The following is an 18,705-nucleotide window of genomic DNA, read 5'->3' as shown; positions in this document are numbered from 1 at the left end:
GCCATTCCCGGCCGCATCAGGCCACCGGGCCCGCAGGCCGTCACCAGGCGGGCGGGCTCGCTATGGACCGGGCCAGGACCTCGTCGAGGACGCGGGCGGTGGTCTCGACGTCGTACTTGGAGTTGTCGATGATCGGCAGGCCGGAGCCGTACCAGCCGGCCATCCGGCCGTGGATGGAGGCGACCTCCTCGTCCGAGAGACGCCGGTTGCCGCTGCGCTCGGCGTTGCGCTCCAGAACGATCTCCAGGCCGGGCAGGAGGACGACCGGAAGCAGCCCGGGGCCGACGTGCCGCTTCCAGCCACCGAGGCCGACCACGGGGCGGTCGGGGAAGACGGCGTCGTCGAGGATGCACGAGATGCCGTTGGCGAGGAAGTTACGGGCCGCGAAGCCGCAGGTGCGGCGGGCGAGGCGGTACTGGGCCTCGGAGTGCTCGTTCCATCCCGACTGGGGGTCGGCGAAGCCGGAGCAGACCCATTCGCGGACGTCGTCGAGGCTGATGTGCGCGGTGGGCACGCGGCGGCGCTGGGCCCAGTGCCGGGCGACGGTCGTCTTGCCGGCGCCCGCGGGGCCGATCAGCAGGACGGCGAGGGTCGCGGTGCCGGTGCCGGGCTCGGCGGCGGGCGGTGCGGGCATGGCCACGGGCGGCAGCTGGACGTGTCCCGTGTCGCGCGAGGGCGGGACGGACTGTCCAGGGTGCGGGGGCACACCCGCGGTCCAGCCGGGGGCGGGCGGCGCCGCGGGACCGGGGGCCTGCGGCGGTCCGGGAGGGACGGGGTGCGGATGGGGGTGGGGCTGAGGGTGCGGTGCCTGGTGTCCGCCCTGTGCCATGGGCGGTCGCCCGGCGCCCTGCGCCCATCCCGAGGGGTCCGGCGGTGGCAACGGAGCCCCCACTGCGTGCTGCATCCGGTGCCACTCCGTCTCGTACGGCCGATACTTCCAGGAACGTTACCGCCCCCGGCCCCCAGAGGGGGAACGGCCGGGGGCGGTCGAGAGTGCCCTGTCAGCCGGTCAGTTCCTCGGCCAGCGCCCGCAGGGCCAGCCGGTAGGAGCCGATCCCGAAGCCGGCCACGGTCCCGGTCGCGACCGCGGCGACGACCGAGGTGTGGCGGAATTCCTCCCGGGTGTACGGGTTCGAGATGTGCACCTCGATCAGCGGCGCGGTCCGCTGGGCGGCCGCGTCGCGCATCCCGTACGAGTAGTGCGTGAACGCTCCCGGGTTGAGAACGACCGGAATCGAACCGTCCGCTGCCTCGTGCAGCCAGCGGATCATCTCCCCCTCGTCGTTGGTCTCCCGCACGTCCACGTCGAAGCCGAGCTCGGCGCCGAGGGCCCGGCAGGACTCCACCAGGCCCTTGTACGACGTGGCGCCGTAGATGTCGGGCTCGCGGGAGCCCAGGCGGCCGAGGTTCGGGCCGTTCAGCACGAGGACGGGGCGGAGCTCGCTCACGCGGACACCTCTCCGTAGGCCGCGACGAGCACGGCCGGGTCGGGGCCTTCGAGGACGGTCGGCTTGCCGATTCCGTCGAGGACGATGAAGCGCAGCAGGTCGCCGCGGGACTTCTTGTCCACCTTCATGGTCTCAAGGAGCTTCGGCCACTGGTCGCCTCGGTAGGTGAGCGGCAGGCCGACCGACTCCAGGACCGTGCGGTGACGGTCGGCGGTGGCGTCGTCGAGCCGGCCGGCGAGCCGGCCGAGCTCGGCGGCGAAGACCATGCCGACGGAGACGGCGGCGCCGTGCCGCCACTTGTACCGCTCGTTCTTCTCGATCGCGTGGGCGAGGGTGTGCCCGTAGTTGAGGATCTCCCGGCGGCCCGACTCCTTCAGGTCGCCGGAGACGACCTCGGCCTTGACCCTGATCGAGCGGACGAGCAGCTCGGCGGTGTGCGGTCCGGCCGGGGTACGGGCGGCCTGCGGGTCCTCCTCGATGAGGTCGAGGATCACCGGGTCGACGATGAAGCCGGCCTTGATGATCTCCGCGAGACCGCTGACGTAGTCGTTGACCGGCAGCGAGTCCAGCGCGGCGAGGTCGCACAGGACACCGGCGGGCGGGTGGAAGGCTCCGACGAGGTTCTTGCCCTCGGCCGTGTTGATGCCCGTCTTGCCGCCGACGGCCGCGTCGACCATGGCGAGCACGGTGGTCGGTACGGCGATCCAGCGCACGCCCCGCAGCCAGGTGGCGGCCACGAAGCCGGCCAGGTCGGTGGTCGCGCCGCCGCCCACGCCGACGATGACGTCGGTACGGGTGAAGCCGGTCTGGCCGAGCGCCTTCCAGCAGTACGCCGCGACCTCGGCGGTCTTGGCCTCCTCGGCGTTGGGCACCTGGATGGCGACGGCCTCGAAGCCCTGGTCGGCGAGGTCGGCCCGCAGGGCCTCGCCCGTCTCGGCCAGCGCCTCGGGGTGGATCACGGCGACGCGCTTGGCCTTCGTCCCGATCAGGGAGGGCAGCTCACCCAGCAGCTGCCGTCCGACCAGCACCTCGTACGGATCCGTGCCCGCCGAACCGCCGACCTGGATTCGGGTCACTTCCTGGTCCGTCATACGTCCTTCTTCAGCTCCAGTGCGTCGAGGACCGCGTCCGCGACCTCTTCGGGGGTGCGGTCGTCGGTGGCGACGACGACCCGGGCGACTTCGGTGTAGAGGTGGCGGCGCGCCTCCATCAGCTCGCGCCACTGGCGGCGCGGGTTGACGGCGAGCAGCGGCCGCGCGGTGTTGAGGCCGACACGGCGGACGGCCTCCTCGACGTCCATCGAGAGATAGGCGACCGGCAGTCCGGTGAGGAGTTCGCGGGTGCCGGCGTCGAGGACCGCGCCGCCGCCGAGCGCGAGGACGCCCTCGTGCTCGGCTACGGCGGTCCGCACGGCTTCGCGTTCCAGGGCGCGGAAGTGCTCCTCGCCGTCCTCGATGAAGATGTCCGAGATCTCACGGCCCTCGGCGGCGACGATGTCGGCGTCGGTGTCCCGGTAGGGCGCGCCGAGCAGCTCGGCCAGGAGCGCGCCCACCGTGGACTTGCCGGAGCCCATGGGCCCGACCAGGACGACCAGCGGTCCGGTCACCGGATCTGGAGGTTGTCGAGGTACGACTGGACGTTGCGGCGGGTCTCCGGGACGCTGTCGCCGCCGAACTTCTCGACGACGGCGTCCGCGAGGACGAGCGCGACCATGGCCTCGGCGACGATGCCGGCGGCGGGGACGGCGCAGACGTCGGAGCGCTGGTGGTGGGCCTGGGCGGCCTCGCCGGTGGCGACGTCGACGGTGGCGAGTGCGCGCGGGACGGTCGCGATGGGCTTCATCGCGGCGCGGACGCGGAGCAGCTCGCCGGTGGTCAGGCCGCCCTCGGTGCCGCCGGAGCGGCCGGTGGAGCGCTTGATGCCGTCCTCGGTCTTCACGATCTCGTCGTGCGCCTTCGAGCCGGGCACGCGGGCGAGCTCGAAGCCGTCGCCGACCTCGACGCCCTTGATGGCCTGGATGCCCATGAGCGCGGCGGCGAGCCGGGCGTCGAGGCGGCGGTCCCAGTGGACGTGGGAGCCGAGGCCGACGGGCACGCCGTACGCCAGGACCTCCACGACTCCACCGAGGGTGTCGCCGTCCTTGTGGGCCTGGTCGATCTCCGCGACCATCGCCTTCGACGCGTCGGCGTCGAGGCAGCGCACGGGGTCGGCGTCGAGCTTCTCGACGTCGGCCGGGGTCGGGTAGACGCCGTACGGGGCCTTGGCGGCCGCCAGCTCCACCACGTGGGAGACGATCTCGATGCCCGCGGCCTCCTTGAGGAAGGACCGGGCGACGGCTCCGAGGGCGACGCGGGCGGCGGTCTCACGGGCGCTGGCGCGCTCGAGGATCGGCCGGGCCTCGTCGAAGCCGTACTTCTGCATGCCGGCGAGGTCGGCGTGTCCGGGGCGGGGCCGGGTCAGGGGCGCGTTGCGGCCCGTCTCCTTGAGCTCGGCCGGGTCGACCGGGTCGGCCGACATGACCTTCTCCCACTTGGGCCACTCGGTGTTGCCGACCATCACGGCGACCGGGGAGCCGAGGGAGAGCCCGTGCCGGACACCACCCAGGAAGGTGACCTCGTCCTGCTCGAACTTCATTCGCGCGCCGCGCCCATAGCCGAGGCGCCGCCGTGCGAGGTGGTCGGCCACGAGCTCCGTGGTGACCGGGACGCCGGCGGGAAGGCCCTCCAGCGTCGCGACCAGCGCGGGTCCGTGGGACTCTCCGGCTGTCAGCCAGCGCAACCTGCTCAACGATGCTCCTCATGCTCGCGCCCAGAACTGCTGCGGCGCGGCCAGGTGCGCGGCCCTGGCCCGCCGTCACCGATCCTCCCACGTCCGGCGCCGGTTCCCGGTTCAGGTCCAGTTATCGGACGATGCATGCTGCGAATATGTCAGCTGACGGGGACGCGACACAGCGAAGTGATCATGAAATATGGGTGCGGCCCGCCGGATGTCCGGCGGGCCGTTCCTGGTTTCCGCGCCCGTTGCCGGGCAGGGCCATGGCTCACGGGTTGGCCGCGAGCGCCTCGGCGCCCGCCTGGCGCATCACGGCGAGCGGTGCCGGGGCGCGGCCCGTCATCTGTTCGACCTGGAGGACGGCCTGGTGGACCAGGAGGTCCAGGCCGCCGAGGACCGTACCGCCCTGGGCGGACCAGGCCGCGGCGAGCGGGGTCGGCCAGGGGTGGTACAGCACGTCGAAGAGCGTGCCGGGAGCAGCGGGGACGGCGGGCGCCAGGGCGTCCGTCGTACCGGCGGGGGTGGTGGCGATCACGAGCGGGGACGCGAACGCCTCGGCCGCACTCCCCCAGTCCGCGGTACGGACGTCCACCCCGAGCCGCTCGCCCCAGCCCCGCATCTCCTCGGCCCGCGCCTCGCTCCGTACGTACGCGGTGACGGGTCCCGCGCAGATCCGGGACAGCGCGGCGAGCGCGGAGGAGGCGGTGGCGCCGGCGCCGAGGATCGCGGCGGACTCCACCTTCTCGACGCCCCGCTCGCGCAGGGCGGCGACCAGGCCGGGGATGTCGGTGTTGTCGCCGACCCGGCGGCCGTCCTCGGTGAGGACGACCGTGTTCACCGCCTCGACGGAGGCGGCCGTGTCGCTGATCTCGTCGAGCAGCGGGATGATCGCCCGCTTGAGCGGCATGGTCAGCGACAGCCCGGCCCAGGAGTCGTCCAGCCCGGCGACGAACCCGGGCAGGCCGGCCTCGTCGACCTCGAAACGGTCGTACGACCAGTCGTCGAGGCCGAGCGCGGCGTAGGCCGCCCGGTGCAGCACGGGCGAGAGCGAGTGGGCGATGGGCGAGCCGAGGACGGCCGCGCGGCGTTGCGTACTCACTGGCCCGAGTTCTCCCGCTGCTTCTCGTACTCCGCCACGTGCTTGTTGTGCTCTTCGTTCGTCACGGAGAAGACCGTCTTGTTCTCGTTGATCGACACGAAGTAGTACCACGGCCCGTCCGCGGGGTTCAGCGCCGACTTCAGCGCCTCCGCGCCCGGGTTGCTGATCGGACCGGGGATGAGGCCCTTGACGTCGTAGGTGTTGTACGGGTCGTCGATCTTCCGCAGATCCTCGACCGTGCCGACGTCGAGCGTGCTCTGGCCCTTGAGGTAGTTGACCGTCGAGTCGAATTCCAGCCGGCCCACGGTCTCCACGTTGTTCGGCTTGAGCCGGTTGTAGACGACGCGCGAGACCTTGTCGAAGTCGTGCTTGTACTTGCCTTCGACCTGCACGAGGCTCGCGACCGTGATCAGCTGCCACGGCCCCTCGAGCCCGAGCTGCTGGGCCTTCGCCTCCAGGTCGAGCTTGCCGTACTCCTGGTTCGCGCGCGAGACCATCTTCCGGAGGACGTCCTCCGGCTTGTTCCCCTTGGACGCCGGGTAGCTCGCCGGGAAGAGGAAGCCCTCCAGCGGATCCTTGACGTCCTTGTGGTTCTTCGCCCAGTCCGGGAGGCCGAGGTCGTTCGCCTTGGCCTTCGCGACGTCCTGCGTCGTGCCCGCCTTGAGGTCGAGCTTCTTGTCGATCTGCTCGTAGACCCAGGTGTTCCGCTTGCCCTCGGGGATGATCAGGTTCGCCTGGCTCGCCGGGCTCAGCATCAGGGAGACAGCGCTCGCCGCCGACATCTCCTTCCTCAGCGTGTAGGCGCCGGCCTGGATCGTGTTGCCCTTGGGGTTCTTGCCCTGCGCCGAGACGAAGGCGTCGACGCTCTTGACGACCCCCGCCTTCTTGAGGATGTTGGCGATCTCGTAGCCGCCGGCGCCCTTGGGGATCTCGACCTGGACCTCGCCGCTGCCCTCGCCCGCGTAGTCGGGCGCCGCGCCGAACTGGCCCTGCCAGAACTGGTAGCCGAAGTAGCCGACGCCGCCGACGCCGCCCGCGAGGACAAGGGCGACCACCAGGCAGGCGACGCCGTTCTTGCCCTTCTTCTTGCCCTTGCCGCCCCGCCGGTCGCGACCACCCCGCGACGAGCCGTCCTCGGACGGGTCGTCGTCGTAGTCGTCGTCGGCGCCGTCCTCGCCGGTGAAGAAGGGATGCCGCTCCTCTTCGGGCTCCGCCTCCCAGTCGACCGCCGGCTCCGGCGGGGCCTGCCGCCGGCCCGGGGGCTGCGGAGGCGGGTACGCCTCGGGGGTGCCGTACAGATCAGGGTTCTGACCGCCGTACGGATCGGCGGGGGTGGTGCCGTACGGCATGGCCGCCTGACCCGTCTCCCAGCCCGTGTCGTACTGCTGTGCGGGGTACCCGGGCGTGTCGTAGCCCTGCCCGGGGTACCCCTGCTGCCCGCCGTACGACGGATCGTTGTACTGCGGATCGTTGTACTGCGGATCGTTGTACTGCGGATCGTTGTACTGCTGAGGCTGATGCGGCTGCTGAGGCTGCTGGTACTGCGGGTCGTAGCCCTGCGGCTGTCCCTGCCCGTAAGGGTCCTGACCGTACGCGTTCTGCCCGTACTGGTCCTGGGCGTACTGGTCCTGGCCGTACTGCGCCTGCTGCGGGTACTGCTGCTGGCCTCCCCATCCCTGCTCCCCGTACAACGGGTCCGCGGGATGCCACGGTTCGGAGCCGGAGCCCCGGCCATACTCAGTCATCGATCCCCAAACAGCCGCGAGGCTTCCGGACGATCCGCCTCTACGTTGTGCGGCAGCTGTTCGAACACCGCCGCATCGCGCGGAACGTTACCGTATCGCGATCAGATGACCACTTCGACGCCCTCGCCGGGCGGATTACCTGATACCCGTTCGGACTCAAGAGCGTTCTGAAGGATGATCACAGCGGCGGCCTGATCGATGACGGAGCGTCCCTTCTTCGACTTCACCCCCGAGGCCCGCAGCCCCTGCGTGGCCGTCACCGTCGTCATCCGCTCGTCCACCAGCCGCACCGGCACCGGCGAGATCCCCTTCGCCATCTCCTGGGCGAAGGCGCGGACCTTGGTGGCCGCCGGGCCTTCCCGCCCGCTGAGCGAGCGGGGCAGGCCCACGACGACCTCGATCGGTTCGTACTCCTCGACGATCTGCCTCAACCGCCGGTGGGCGGCCGGGACATCACGTCCCGGCACGGTCTCCACCGGGGTGGCGAGCACCCCGTCGGGGTCGCACGAGGCGACCCCGATCCGGGCGTCCCCGACGTCGATCGCGAGTCGACGGCCGCGACGCATCGTCACGCCGTCTCGACCACGAGGCGCTCGACGGCGTCGATGGCCTCGCCGATCGCCTCGGGGTTCTGGCCGCCGCCCTGGGCGACGTCGGGCTTGCCGCCACCGCCGCCACCGAGGGTCTTGGCGGCCGTACGGACCAGCTCGCCGGCCTTGAGACCGCGCTCGCGGGCGGCCTCGTTGGTGGCGATGACCGTCAGCGGGCGGCCGTTGGCCGTGGTGAACAGGGCCACGACGGCCGGGCGGTCACCCGGGATGCGGCCGCGGACGTCGAGGACCAGCCTGCGCAGGTCGTCGGCGGAGGTGCCGTCCGGGACCTGGCCGGTGACGAGGGCGACGCCGCGGATGTCCTTGGCGCCCTCGACGAGACCGGCGGCGGCCTGGAGGACCTTCTCCGCGCGGAACTTCTCGATCTCCTTCTCGGCGTCCTTCAGCTTGCCGAGCATGGAGGAGATCTTCTCCGGAAGCTCCTCGGGGCGACCCTTCACCAGCTCCTGGAGCTGGGCGACGACCGTGTGCTCACGGGCGAGGAAGTTGTACGCGTCGACACCGACGAGGGCCTCGACCCGGCGCACGCCGCTGCCGATCGACGACTCGCCGAGCAGCTTCACCAGACCCAGCTGGGCGGTGTTGTGGACGTGCGTACCGCCGCACAGCTCCTTGGAGAAGTCGCCGATGGTGACGACGCGGACCTTCTCGCCGTACTTCTCGCCGAACTCGGCGATGGCGCCCTGTCGCTTGGCCTCGTCGATCGGCATGACCTCGGCGTGCACGTCGAGCTCGCGGGCGAGGACCTCGTTGATCTTCTGCTCGACGTCCATGAGGACCGTGCCGGGCACGGCGTTGGGCGAGCCGAAGTCGAAGCGGAAGCGGCCGGGCGAGTTCTCCGAACCGGCCTGGGCGGCGGTCGGGCCGAGCGCATCACGCAGCGCCTGGTGGGTCAGGTGCGTGGCCGAGTGGGCACGGGCGATGGACCGGCGGCGGCGGACGTCGATGGCCGCGTAGGCGGTGGAGCCGACCGTCACCTCACCGACCTGGACGGAGCCCTTGTGCACGGAGACGCCGGGGACCGGCTGCTGGACGTCGCGGACCTCGATGACGGCGCCGCTGTGCAGCTTGATCCGGCCCTGGTCGGCGAGCTGGCCGCCGCCCTCGGCGTAGAACGGGGTCCGGTCGAGGACGACCTCGACCTCGTCGCCCTCGGAGGCGGCGGGCGACGGGACACCGTTCACCAGCAGGCCGACGACCGTGGTCTCGCCCTCGGTGTTGGTGTAGCCGGTGAACTCGGTGGCGCCGTTGCCGTCCGCGATCTCGCGGTAGGCGGCGACATCGGCGTGGCCGGTCTTCTTGGCCTTGGCGTCGGCCTTGGCCTTGTCCCGCTGCTCCTGCATGAGACGGCGGAAGCCGGCCTCGTCCACGGAGAGGCCCTGCTCGGCGGCGATCTCCAGGGTGAGGTCGATCGGGAAGCCCCAGGTGTCGTGGAGCAGGAACGCCTTGTCGCCCGGGAGGACCGTTCCGCCGCCGGCCTTGGTCTCGGTGACGGCGCCGTCGAGCACGTTGCTGCCGGCGTTGAGCGTCTTGAGGAAGCGGGCCTCCTCGGCCAGGGCGACCGTCTCGATCCGCTTGCGGTCGGTGACGAGCTCCGGGTACTGCTCGCCCATCGTGTTGATCACGGTGTCGACGAGCTCGCCGACGACCGGGCCGGTGGCGCCGAGCAGGCGCATGTTGCGGATGGCGCGGCGCATGATGCGGCGCAGCACATAGCCGCGGCCCTCGTTGCCGGGGGTGACGCCGTCGCCGATGAGCATCACGGACGTACGCATGTGGTCGGCGACCACGCGCAGCGAGACGTCGCTCTCGTGGGCCTTGCCGTAGGCGACGCCGGTGAGCGCGGTGGCCTTGTCGATGACGACCTGGAGCGTGTCGGTCTCGTACATGTTCTGTACGCCCTGCAGGATCATCGCCAGGCGCTCGAGGCCGAGACCGGTGTCGATGTTCTTCGACGGCAGCTCGCCGAGGATCGGGAAGTCCTCCTTGCCGGAGCCCTCGCCGCGCTCGTACTGCATGAAGACCAGGTTCCAGATCTCCACGTACCGCTCGTCGTTGACGGCCGGGCCGCCCTCGACACCGAACTCGGGGCCACGGTCGTAGTTGATCTCGGAGCACGGTCCGCAGGGGCCGGGGACGCCCATCGACCAGTAGTTGTCCTTCTTGCCGAGGCGCTGGATGCGCTCGGCCGGGACGCCGACGACGTCGCGCCAGATCTGCTCGGCCTCGTCGTCCTCCTGGTAGACGGTGATCCAGAGCTTCTCCGGGTCCAGGCCGTAGCCGCCGTGCTCCACCGAGGTGGTCAGCAGCTCCCAGGCCAGCTTGATGGCGCCTTCCTTGAAGTAGTCGCCGAAGGAGAAGTTGCCGCACATCTGGAAGAACGTGCCGTGGCGGGTGGTCTTGCCGACCTCCTCGATGTCCGGCGTACGCACGCACTTCTGCACGCTGGAGGCGCGCGTGAACGGCGGCTTCACCTCGCCGAGGAAGTACGGCTTGAACGGAACCATGCCCGCGGGGACCAGAAGCAGAGTCGGGTCGTCCGCGATGAGCGACGCCGAAGGCACGACGGTGTGCCCGCGCTCCTCGAAGAAGCTCAGCCAGCGGCGGCGGATTTCAGCCGACTCCATCAGTGGTCCTCATTCCGGTTGTACGAACGCGTAGGCATATCGGTGTACGAATACGTGGTCTTGGTGGTCTTCGGGGCGGCGTCGAGCACGATCCTGCGGCGCGGGCCCGGGAGTTCGCGGTCCGCGGGAGCGTCCACGGGTGCCTCCAGGCCCAGTGCCTCGCCCAGTTCGGCCTCGCGCTGGACCATCCCCGCCCTGACGTCGAGGGCGAAGTCCTTGAGCCGGTGGCCGGTCTCGATCGCCTTGTTGGCCGCCTGCGCGGCGAGGCTTTCCGGGGTCAGCTGCTTGAGCTTCCGGTTGACCTTGGTGGTGGCCCACACGCCGGCGGCGGCGCCTGCGGTGAACCAGAACGTACGGCGGAACATCGCGCCTCAGCCCTTCTGCTTCCGGCGTCTCGCGGCCGGCACGGTGCGACCGACGACGACGGTACGTCGCGAGGGCGCCGGCGGCGCCTCGTCACGGCCGCGGCCGAGGGCCTTGCGCACCCCGTAGCCGAAGGCCGCGACCTTGACGAGCGGGCCGCCGAAGGTGGAGGCGACGGTGGTGGAGAGCGCCGAGGCGTTGGAGGTGACCTCCTGGACGTCCGAGGCGATCGCGTCGACCCGGTCGAGCTGGGTCTGCGCCGACCGCACGGTGGCGGAGGCGTCGCTGAGCAGCGGGACGGCCTGCTCGGTCACATCCGCCACCAGCTTGGTGGTTGCCTTGAGCGTCTGCGCCAGCCTCACCAGCACCACGGCGAGGAAGGAGACGAGAATCGCCCAGAACACGGCCACCAGAATCCCGGCAACCTCTCCACCGGTCACTCCGCACCGCTCTCTGCTGTCGTTGGGCCCTTGCCAAAAGTCGTCCTCCGACCCTATCGCGCCCGGGCTCTTTCCCCGTACCGCATTAGGGCTCGTATCGCGGCTCACGCAAGGGGACTGACCCGATCCGATTGTACGGAGTGCACCCGGATGGGTACGCTCCGTGTCCCATGCGAAGGAGCAACCTCCCGGCGGAGCTGAACCGGTTCATCGGACGGACCGACGAGCGGGACGAACTGACCCGGCTCCTGGGGGAGTTCCGTCTGGTCACGGTCGTCGGGGTGGGCGGGGTCGGCAAGACCCGGCTGGGTCTCGGAGTCGCCTCGGGCGCGCAGAAACGCTACGTCGACGGGGTGTGGCTCGCGGATCTCTCGGCGCTCCGCGATCCGGATCTGGTCGCCCTCGCCCTGGTCGAGGCGCTGGGCCTGACCGACCACACCCTCCGCACCCCGCGCGAGACGCTGACCGAGCACCTCGCGGAGCGCCGGCTTCTGCTGGTCCTCGACGGTTTCGAGCATCTCGTGGCCGAGTGCGCCCTGCTGGTGCGGGAGCTGCTGCGGCACTCCCCCGGCCTCACCGTGCTCGCGATGGGCCGCCGTCCGCTGCGGGTGGACGGGGAGGCGGTGTTCACGCTGGCGCCGATGGACGACGCGGACGCGGTCAGCCTGTTCGAGGAGCGGGCGAGGGCCGCCGGAGCGCCGGGTGTGCCGGGCGGCCGGGACCCTGCCGTCGTGCACGAGGTGTGCCGACGGCTGGACGGGATTCCGCTGGCCCTGGAACTGGCGGCGGCCCGGATGCCGCTGCTCACGGTGGAGCAGGTGCTGCACCGGCTCGACGACCGCTTCCGGTTGCTCACGGGCGGCGCGCGGGGCGCGCTGCCGCGCCATCAGACGCTGCGGACGGCGATCGGCTGGAGCCATGAGCTGTGCACTCCGCGGGAGCGGCTGCTGTGGGCGCGGCTCTCGGTCTTCGCCGGGCCGTTCGACCTGGAGGCGGTGGAGTACGTCTGCGGCGGACCGGGCCTGCCCGCGGAGGAGGTCCTGGAGGCGCTCGGCGGCCTGCTCGCCCAGTCGTTGGTGACGCGGGAGGACACCTCCGCGGGTCCCCGGTACCGGCTTCTGGACACCGTGTCCGCGTACGGGGCCGAGTGGCTGGCGGCGCTCGGCGACACGGAGCGGATGCGCCGACGGCACCGCGACTGGTACATGGGCCTGGCCACCTGGTGCGAGCTGGAGTGGTTCAGTCCGCGTCAGGCGGAGGTCGCGGCCTGCACGGACGCGGCGCTGCCCAATCTGCGGGCGGCCATGGAGCTGTGCCTGGAGCAGCCGGACGAGGCGCATCTGGCGCAGCATCTCGCGGGGACGCTCTGGTTCTACTGGGCGGGGTGCGGGCGCCTGTCGGAGGGCAGGCACTGGCTGGACCGGGCGCTGGCGCTCGCATCGGAACACCCCGAGCACACGGCCGCCCGGCTGAAGGCGCTGTGGGTGCTCGGCTATGTGGCGATCCTGCAGGGGGACAGCACGGCGGCGGTCGGGGCACTGCACGAGTGCGGGGAGCGCGCCCGCTCGGCCGGGAACCCGGTGGCGGAGGCGTATGCGACGCACCGGATGGGCTGTCTGGCGCTGCTCTCGGACGACATGCCGCGCGCGGAGGAGCTGATCGGCCGTGCGCTGGAGACGTACCGGGAGCTCGGCGAGCTGAACAGCAATGTGCTGATGGGGCAGGTCGAGCTGGCCATGGCCCGGGTCTTCCAGGGGGATCTGGAGAGCGCGGTCGCGCTGTGCGCGGAGGTTCGGGAGATCTGCGAGGAGCGCGGCGAGCGCTGGACCAGGGCGTACGCGCTCTATGTCCTGGCGTACGCGGCGTGGATCAGCGGCGATCACGGCGAGGCGCGGCGGCTGCTCGGCGAGTGCGTCACCATCAACCACACCTTCCACGACCTGGTGGGGCTGGTCCTGGCGATCGAGCTGCTCGCGCTGGTGACGGCGAGCGAGGGTGATCCGGCGGAGGCGGCGGTGCTGCAGGGCGCCGCGCTGCCGGTGTGGGACCTGGTGGGCCTTCAGTTGTTCGGCTCGGGCCATTTCAACGGGGCGCGGGCGCTGTGCGAACGGCAGGCGGGTGAGGCGCTCGGCCCGGAGGTCTACGGGGCGTCGGTGCGGGAGGGCCGGCTGCTCTCGCTGGACGCGGCGGTGGACCGGGCGCTCAGTGAGCGTCGGGATCCGGCGAGGCGGCTCGTCGGCCCGCGGGCGCCGCGACCGTTCCGTACGACGGCCCCGGACACGCGGAAGCCCGCCGGCTCCCCCACCGGTCAGGGTGGGGAAGCGGCGGGCTGAACACCGCGGGGGTGGTACTGCGCCAGGATCGCGTGGATCAGCGGGCGTAGTACTCGACGACCAGCTGCTCGTCGCAGATGACCGGGATTTCCTTGCGGTTCGGGTCGCGGTCGAGGCGGAAGGCCAGGGCCTTCAGGTTGACCTGCAGGTAGCGCGGGGTCTCACCGTCGGCGGCGAAGCCACCCTCGCGGGCAACCTGGAACAGGGGCTTCTCGCGGGAGCGCTCGCGGACCATCACGACGTCGTCGGGACGGACACGGAACGACGGCTTGTCGACCTTGCCACCGTTGACCTGGATGTGACCGTGCACGACCATCTGGCGGGCCTGGTAGATGGTGCGGGCGATGCCCGAACGCAGGACCAGGGCGTCGAGGCGACGCTCGAGCTCGACGACCAGCGCCTCGCCCGTCTTGCCCTCGGCCTTCTTGGCACGGTCGTAGGCGCGCGCCATCTGGCGCTCGCTGATGTCGTACTGGGCGCGCAGGCGCTGCTTCTCGAGCAGACGGACCTTGTAGTCCGAGTTCTGCTTGCGGCCACGGCCGTGCTCACCCGGCGGGTAGGGGCGGGCCTCGAAGTACTTGACGGCCTTCGGGGTCAGCGCGATGCCGAGGGCACGCGACTTCTTGACCTTGGGACGGGACTGGTTCGGCATGAACCAACCTCTCTATCTGTACGAATACGGCTTCACCAGGGTTAGAGGAGGTCGCATCCGCAGCCGGGGAAACCCGTAAGGTCCGTGAGGACCTGTCGGGCAGCCGCTCCCCGGTCTGGGCACATACGTGCAGCACGCGAACGGCCCATCGCCTGATCCCGGGGATCCGGGGAGGTGATGGGTTGCCCGCGACACCTTCGAAGGTGCGCGACACTCCTGGAGATCCCGCCTGAGGCGGGGCTCCGGCTGCCTGTCTCGTTCTGGTGGCGCCGGCCGAAGCCGGACACGAAACGCAGCACTCCGCACGAGTGTACCGGGTCGGCCGGGGGCCCGTGCACGCGCCCGGGTCCGGCCCTCAGCCGTCGCCCCGCAGCCGCTCCCGCACCTTCTCCACCACGTCGGCGTACCGTGCCTCCGCGCCGTAGCGGGTCGGTTCGTAGTAGCGCTTGCCGTGGACCGCGTCCGGGGCGTACTGCTGGGCCGCGATGCCGCCCGGGACGTCGTGCGGATAGACGTAACCCTGGGCGTGGCCGAGCTTGGCCGCGCCCTTGTAGTGGCCGTCGCGCAGGTGCGCCGGGACCGGGCCCGCCAGGCCGTTGCGCACGTCCGCCTGGGCCGCGAAGATCGCGGTCGTCGCCGCGTTCGACTTCGGGGCGAGGGCCAGCGCGATCGTGGCGTGGCTCAGGGTCAGCGCCGCCTCGGGGAAGCCGATCATGGCGACCGCCTGCGCGGCCGCCACGGCCGTCGGCAGCGCCGTCGGGTCGGCCAGGCCGATGTCCTCGCTGGCCGAGATCATCAGGCGCCGGGCGATGAACCGGGGATCCTCCCCCGCCTCGATCATCCGGGCCAGGTAGTGCAGGGCCGCGTCCACGTCCGAGCCCCGGATCGACTTGATGAGCGCGCTGGCCACGTCGTAGTGCTGGTCGCCGTCCCGGTCGTACTTCACCGCCGCCCGGTCGACGGTCTCCTCCACCGTCGAGAGCGTGATCTCCGGCTCTCCCTTGGCGATGGCCGAGCCCGCGGCCGCCTCCAGGGCGGTCAGCGCACGCCGCGCGTCGCCGCCGGCGATCCGCAGCAGATGCGCCTCGGCGTCCTCGGGCAGGGTGACCGCCCCACCCAGCCCGCGGTCCTCGGTGAGGGCCCGCTTCAGCAGATCGCGCAGGTCGTCGTCGGTGAGCGGTTCGAGCGTGAGCAGCAGGGACCGGGAGAGCAGCGGGGAGATGATCGAGAAGTACGGGTTCTCGGTCGTCGCGGCGATCAGCGTCACCCAGCGGTTCTCCACCGCCGGGAGCAGCGAGTCCTGCTGGGCCTTGGAGAAGCGGTGGATCTCGTCGAGGAAGAGGACCGTCTCCCTGCCGAAGCCGCCGGCGGCCCGGCGGGCCCCGTCGATGACGGCGCGGACCTCCTTGACGCCCGCCGTGATCGCGGAGAGCTCCACGAAGCGCTTGTTCGTCGCCTCGGAGACGACGTACGCGAGGGTGGTCTTCCCGATGCCCGGCGGTCCCCAGAGGATCACGGACGAAGCCCCGGCGGGACCCCCGGCCCCCTCGCCCACCAGCCGGCGCAGCGGCGATCCCGGCTTCAGCAGATGCTGCTGGCCGAGGACCTCGTCCAGGGTGCGCGGGCGCATCCGGACGGCCAGGGGGCTGCTGGACGGGTCCTTCTCCTGGCGTTCTTCGGCGGCTGCGGTAAAGAGGTCGGGCTCCACAGTGATGAAGCCTAAGTCAGGGCACTGACAACGCGGCCCGCGCCCGCTCCTCGCCCGTCACCCTCAGCTGGTCCAGAAGTCCCACCAGCGCGTGAGGATCAGCATGCCGATGATCCCGACGTGCAGCACCGGCAGCACCCAGGTGAACTCGTCGAAGAAGGTCCGCAGGCCCCGGGGCGCGGGGAGGACTCCGTTACGGACGTTGTGCGAGGTCACGTACCAGAACATGACGATGGTGGCGACCCAGGCCAGGCAGCACCAGAGGCAGAGCGCGTTGATCTCGTACAGCGACTGCTGCATGAGCCAGGTGCAGAACCCGACGCCGAACAGCGTGCCGGCGTTCAGGCCGAGCCAGTACCAGCGGCGGTAGCGGGCGCCCGCGAGGAGACCGACGCCGATGGCGATCACCATCGCGTAGGTGACGAGGCCGAGCATGGGGTTGGGGAAGCCGAAGACCGAGGCCTGCTCGCTCTTCATGATGTTGCCGCAGGAGACGATCGGGTTGAGGCTGCAGCCCGGGGTGAAGTTCGGGTCCTCGAGGAGCTTGAACTTGTCGATCGTGATGATCCAGGCGGCGAGCAGGCCGGCGGCACCGGTGATCACCAACAGCCAGGCGAGGGCACGGCTCGCGCCGATCGTGCCGCGCGCCGAGTCGTCAACCGCTGCTTTCGTCATATCCCCGATCCATCACTCGCCTGTTTCTGGGCACGGTCATTCTGCCGCACGAGGGCCCTTGTCGACCGTTCGGTGGACATAAGGACGGCCGAGGGCCCGGACCACACCGTGGTCCGGGCCCTCGCACACATGACGGGCGGTCAGGCCAGCTTGGCCCGGACCTCCTCGACCAGCTTGTCCAGAGCGACCGGCTGCTGCTCGCCGGACTCCATGTCCTTGAGCTGGGCGACGCCCTCGGCGAGGTCGCGCTCACCGGCGACGACGGCGAAGCGGGCGCCGGAGCGGTTGGCGTCCTTCATCGAGCCCTTCAGGCCCTTGCCGCCGAAGGAGAAGTCAGCCGCGATCCCGGCCTTGCGGAGTTCGGTGACCTTGCCGAACAGCACGCGGCGCGCCTCGTCGCCGATCGCCACCGCGAAGACGCTGGTGGCGGCCGGGATGTCCAGCTCCACGCCCTCGGCCTCCAGGGCGAGGACCGTACGGTCCACACCGAGGGCCCAGCCCACGGACGGCAGCGCGGGGCCGCCGATCATCTCCGAGAGGCCGTCGTAGCGACCGCCGCCGCCGACCGCCGACTGGGAGCCCAGACCGTCGTGGACGAACTCGAAGGTGGTCCTGGTGTAGTAGTCCAGACCGCGCACCAGCTTCGCGTCGTCCTCGAAGGCCACGCCCGCGGCGGTGATCAGCGCGCGCACCTCCTCGTGGTACGCCTTGCACGCGTCGCACAGGTAGTCGCGCAGCAGCGGCGCGCCCGCCAGCTGCTTCTGCACCGCCTCGCGCTTGTCGTCGAGGACCCGCAGCGGGTTGATCTCGGCGCGGCGCAGGGTCTCCTCGTCGAGGTCGAGGCCGCGCAGGAAGGTCTGCAGGGCCTCCCGGTAGACGGGGCGGCACTCCTTGTCGCCGAGCGAGTTCAGCAGGATGCGGAAGTTCCGCAGACCGAGCGAGCGGTACGCCTGGTCGGCCAGGATGATCAGCTCGGCGTCGAGCGCCGGGTCCTCGGCGCCGATGGCCTCGGCGCCGACCTGGGAGAAGTGCCTGTAGCGGCCCTTCTGCGGGCGCTCGTAGCGGTAGTAGGAGCCCGAGTACCAGAGCTTGACCGGCAGGTTGCCCTGCTTGTGCAGGCTGGCCTCCAGGGCCGCGCGCAGCACGGATGCGGTGCCTTCGGGGCGCAGCGCGAGCTTGCTGCCGCCCTTGGTCTCGAAGGCGTACATCTCCTTGGTCACGATGTCGGTGGACTCGCCGACGCCGCGGGCGAAGAGGTTGACGTCCTCGAAGCCGGGGGTCTCGACGTAGCCGTAGCCGGACTTCCGCAGGGGTTCGGAGATCGCCTCCCGGACCGCCAGGTACTTGGCGGAGTAGGGCGGGATCAGGTCGTACGTGCCCTTGGGGGCCTTGAAGGTGCTCACGAAGGTCTCGTCACATTCCTCGTCGGGGAGCGTCCACGCTCCCGAGGCCGGCGGCCACCTGCCGCAGATAGGGGTTGGTGGCGCGCTCCTGGCCGATGGTCGTCTGGGGACCGTGTCCCGACAGCACCACGGTCGAGTTGTCGAGGGGCAGGCACACGCGGGCCAGCGATTCGAGCATCTCGTCCATGTCACCGCCGGGCAGGTCGGTGCGTCCGATGGAGCCGGCGAAGAGCAGATCACCCGAGAAGAACACGGAGGGAATCTCCGGGGTCTTCGGCATCTGGAAAGTCACCGACCCCTTGGTATGACCGGGCGCATGCGCGACGGAGAACTCCAGTCCGGCGAGATCCAGCTTCGCGCCGTCGGTGAGCTCGTGCACGTCGTCCGGCTCGCCCACGGTCAGTTCGCCCATGAGCGGCATCCCGATGGAGCGGCCGAGGGCCTTCTCCGGGTCGCTCATCATGTACCGGTCGGAGGGGTGGATCCACGCGGGTACGTCATGGGCGCCGCAGACCGGGACGACGGAGGCGACATGGTCGATGTGGCCGTGGGTGAGGACCACCGCGACGGGCTTGAGCCGATGCTTCTTGAGCGTCTCCTCGACTCCCTGGGCGGCCTGGTGGCCCGGGTCGATGATCACGCACTCCTCGCCTGCGGCGGGGGCGACCAGGTAGCAGTTGGTCCCCCAGGCCCCGGCGGGGAACCCGGCAATCAGCACGATCGTCCTTAAATGTCGTCCGGCGCGAGGGTGCGGCGGAGCGGAAGCGGCAGATCAGAGCCTACCGGCGCTGCGTATTCCACAGCCAACCCGTATACGGTACGGGCACAC

Annotated in this window: 17 protein-coding genes; 1 reads left to right on the top strand and 16 read right to left on the bottom strand. The window is 70.9% G+C overall.

What is annotated here, in order from left to right; all coding sequences use genetic code 11:
• Positions 1–40 precede the first annotated feature (40 nt).
• From ABZ939_RS01700 to ABZ939_RS01650, 11 genes are all read right to left on the bottom strand, one after another.
• Positions 41–904, bottom strand: a complete 864-nt coding sequence (locus ABZ939_RS01700; protein ID WP_361847600.1) for an AAA family ATPase — start codon at positions 902–904, stop codon at positions 41–43.
• A gap of 97 nt (positions 905–1,001) precedes the next feature.
• On the bottom strand, positions 1,002–1,448 hold the full coding sequence (locus ABZ939_RS01695) for a type II 3-dehydroquinate dehydratase (RefSeq protein ID WP_361847597.1): 447 nt from the start codon (positions 1,446–1,448) through the stop codon (positions 1,002–1,004).
• A complete protein-coding gene (gene aroB / locus ABZ939_RS01690) occupies positions 1,445–2,539 on the bottom strand; it encodes a 3-dehydroquinate synthase (RefSeq protein WP_361847594.1) in 1,095 nt (364 codons plus the stop codon). The genes ABZ939_RS01695 and aroB overlap by 4 nt, the downstream gene beginning before the upstream one ends.
• Positions 2,536–3,054 (bottom strand): shikimate kinase, encoded by a 519-nt coding sequence (locus ABZ939_RS01685; protein WP_361847591.1) that lies wholly within the window; start codon positions 3,052–3,054, stop codon positions 2,536–2,538. Before ABZ939_RS01685 ends, aroB begins: the two co-directional genes overlap by 4 nt.
• Entirely contained in the window at positions 3,051–4,235 is a 1,185-nt protein-coding gene (gene aroC / locus ABZ939_RS01680; protein ID WP_361847588.1) for a chorismate synthase, read from the bottom strand. Before aroC ends, ABZ939_RS01685 begins: the two co-directional genes overlap by 4 nt.
• 253 nt (positions 4,236–4,488) lie before the next feature.
• Positions 4,489–5,319 (bottom strand): shikimate dehydrogenase, encoded by an 831-nt coding sequence (locus ABZ939_RS01675; RefSeq protein ID WP_361847585.1) that lies wholly within the window; start codon positions 5,317–5,319, stop codon positions 4,489–4,491.
• Complete coding sequence (mltG, locus tag ABZ939_RS01670) at positions 5,316–7,064, bottom strand: endolytic transglycosylase MltG (RefSeq protein WP_361847583.1); 1,749 nt, start codon at positions 7,062–7,064, stop codon at positions 5,316–5,318. The genes ABZ939_RS01675 and mltG overlap by 4 nt, the downstream gene beginning before the upstream one ends.
• Before the next feature lie 101 nt (positions 7,065–7,165).
• Positions 7,166–7,630 (bottom strand): Holliday junction resolvase RuvX, encoded by a 465-nt coding sequence (gene ruvX / locus ABZ939_RS01665; RefSeq protein WP_361847952.1) that lies wholly within the window; start codon positions 7,628–7,630, stop codon positions 7,166–7,168.
• Positions 7,631–7,632: 2 nt separating this feature from the next.
• Positions 7,633–10,302 carry an alanine--tRNA ligase gene (alaS, locus tag ABZ939_RS01660; protein ID WP_361847580.1) on the bottom strand — a complete coding sequence of 890 codons (2,670 nt, stop codon included), beginning with the start codon at positions 10,300–10,302 and terminating at the stop codon, positions 7,633–7,635.
• On the bottom strand, positions 10,302–10,667 hold the full coding sequence (locus tag ABZ939_RS01655) for a DUF6167 family protein (RefSeq protein ID WP_361847577.1): 366 nt from the start codon (positions 10,665–10,667) through the stop codon (positions 10,302–10,304). Before ABZ939_RS01655 ends, alaS begins: the two co-directional genes overlap by 1 nt.
• A gap of 6 nt (positions 10,668–10,673) precedes the next feature.
• Positions 10,674–11,105: a DUF948 domain-containing protein gene (locus ABZ939_RS01650; RefSeq protein ID WP_361847575.1), complete on the bottom strand. Its 432-nt coding sequence runs from the start codon at positions 11,103–11,105 to the stop codon at positions 10,674–10,676.
• A gap of 170 nt (positions 11,106–11,275) precedes the next feature.
• Here ABZ939_RS01650 and ABZ939_RS01645 point away from each other — a divergent pair, with 170 nt between their 5' ends.
• Positions 11,276–13,438 carry an AAA family ATPase gene (locus ABZ939_RS01645; RefSeq protein WP_361847572.1) on the top strand — a complete coding sequence of 721 codons (2,163 nt, stop codon included), beginning with the start codon at positions 11,276–11,278 and terminating at the stop codon, positions 13,436–13,438.
• A 37-nt stretch (positions 13,439–13,475) separates the two neighbouring features.
• Here ABZ939_RS01645 and rpsD read toward each other — a convergent pair whose 3' ends face one another.
• The 5 genes from rpsD to ABZ939_RS01620 all read right to left on the bottom strand — a co-directional run bounded on the left by rpsD (position 13,476) and on the right by ABZ939_RS01620 (position 18,594).
• Positions 13,476–14,090 (bottom strand): 30S ribosomal protein S4, encoded by a 615-nt coding sequence (gene rpsD, locus ABZ939_RS01640; RefSeq protein WP_158985446.1) that lies wholly within the window; start codon positions 14,088–14,090, stop codon positions 13,476–13,478.
• Positions 14,091–14,445: 355 nt separating this feature from the next.
• On the bottom strand, positions 14,446–15,798 hold the full coding sequence (locus ABZ939_RS01635; protein ID WP_361847569.1) for a replication-associated recombination protein A: 1,353 nt from the start codon (positions 15,796–15,798) through the stop codon (positions 14,446–14,448).
• A 63-nt stretch (positions 15,799–15,861) separates the two neighbouring features.
• Entirely contained in the window at positions 15,862–16,473 is a 612-nt protein-coding gene (locus tag ABZ939_RS01630; protein ID WP_361847566.1) for a vitamin K epoxide reductase family protein, read from the bottom strand.
• 140 nt (positions 16,474–16,613) lie between these two features.
• Positions 16,614–17,876 (bottom strand): histidine--tRNA ligase, encoded by a 1,263-nt coding sequence (gene hisS / locus ABZ939_RS01625; RefSeq protein ID WP_361847563.1) that lies wholly within the window; start codon positions 17,874–17,876, stop codon positions 16,614–16,616.
• Between the two features lie 10 nt (positions 17,877–17,886).
• The gene (locus ABZ939_RS01620) at positions 17,887–18,594 is read right to left on the bottom strand and encodes an MBL fold metallo-hydrolase (RefSeq protein WP_361847560.1); all 708 of its coding nucleotides are present in this window, start codon (positions 18,592–18,594) and stop codon (positions 17,887–17,889) included.
• Between the last annotated feature and the right edge of the window lie 111 nt (positions 18,595–18,705).

The organism is Streptomyces sp. NPDC046712 (genome assembly GCF_040645695.1).
Classification (GTDB): Bacteria; Actinomycetota; Actinomycetes; order Streptomycetales; family Streptomycetaceae; genus Streptomyces.
This window is presented reverse-complemented; position numbering and strand designations above follow the sequence as displayed.

Bases quoted from the DNA above. Each gene is read 5' to 3' on its own strand.
- ABZ939_RS01700 (WP_361847600.1), bottom strand. From the start codon at position 904: ATGCAGCACGCAGTGGGGGCTCCGTTGCCACCGCCGGACCCCTCGGGA.
- aroB (WP_361847594.1), bottom strand. From the start codon at position 2,539: ATGACGGACCAGGAAGTGACCCGAATCCAGGTCGGCGGTTCGGCGGGC.
- mltG (WP_361847583.1), bottom strand. From the start codon at position 7,064: ATGACTGAGTATGGCCGGGGCTCCGGCTCCGAACCGTGGCATCCCGCG.
- ruvX (WP_361847952.1), bottom strand. From the start codon at position 7,630: ATGCGTCGCGGCCGTCGACTCGCGATCGACGTCGGGGACGCCCGGATC.
- alaS (WP_361847580.1), bottom strand. From the start codon at position 10,302: ATGGAGTCGGCTGAAATCCGCCGCCGCTGGCTGAGCTTCTTCGAGGAG.
- ABZ939_RS01655 (WP_361847577.1), bottom strand. From the start codon at position 10,667: ATGTTCCGCCGTACGTTCTGGTTCACCGCAGGCGCCGCCGCCGGCGTG.
- ABZ939_RS01645 (WP_361847572.1), top strand. From the start codon at position 11,276: ATGCGAAGGAGCAACCTCCCGGCGGAGCTGAACCGGTTCATCGGACGG.
- rpsD (WP_158985446.1), bottom strand. From the start codon at position 14,090: ATGCCGAACCAGTCCCGTCCCAAGGTCAAGAAGTCGCGTGCCCTCGGC.
- ABZ939_RS01630 (WP_361847566.1), bottom strand. From the start codon at position 16,473: ATGACGAAAGCAGCGGTTGACGACTCGGCGCGCGGCACGATCGGCGCG.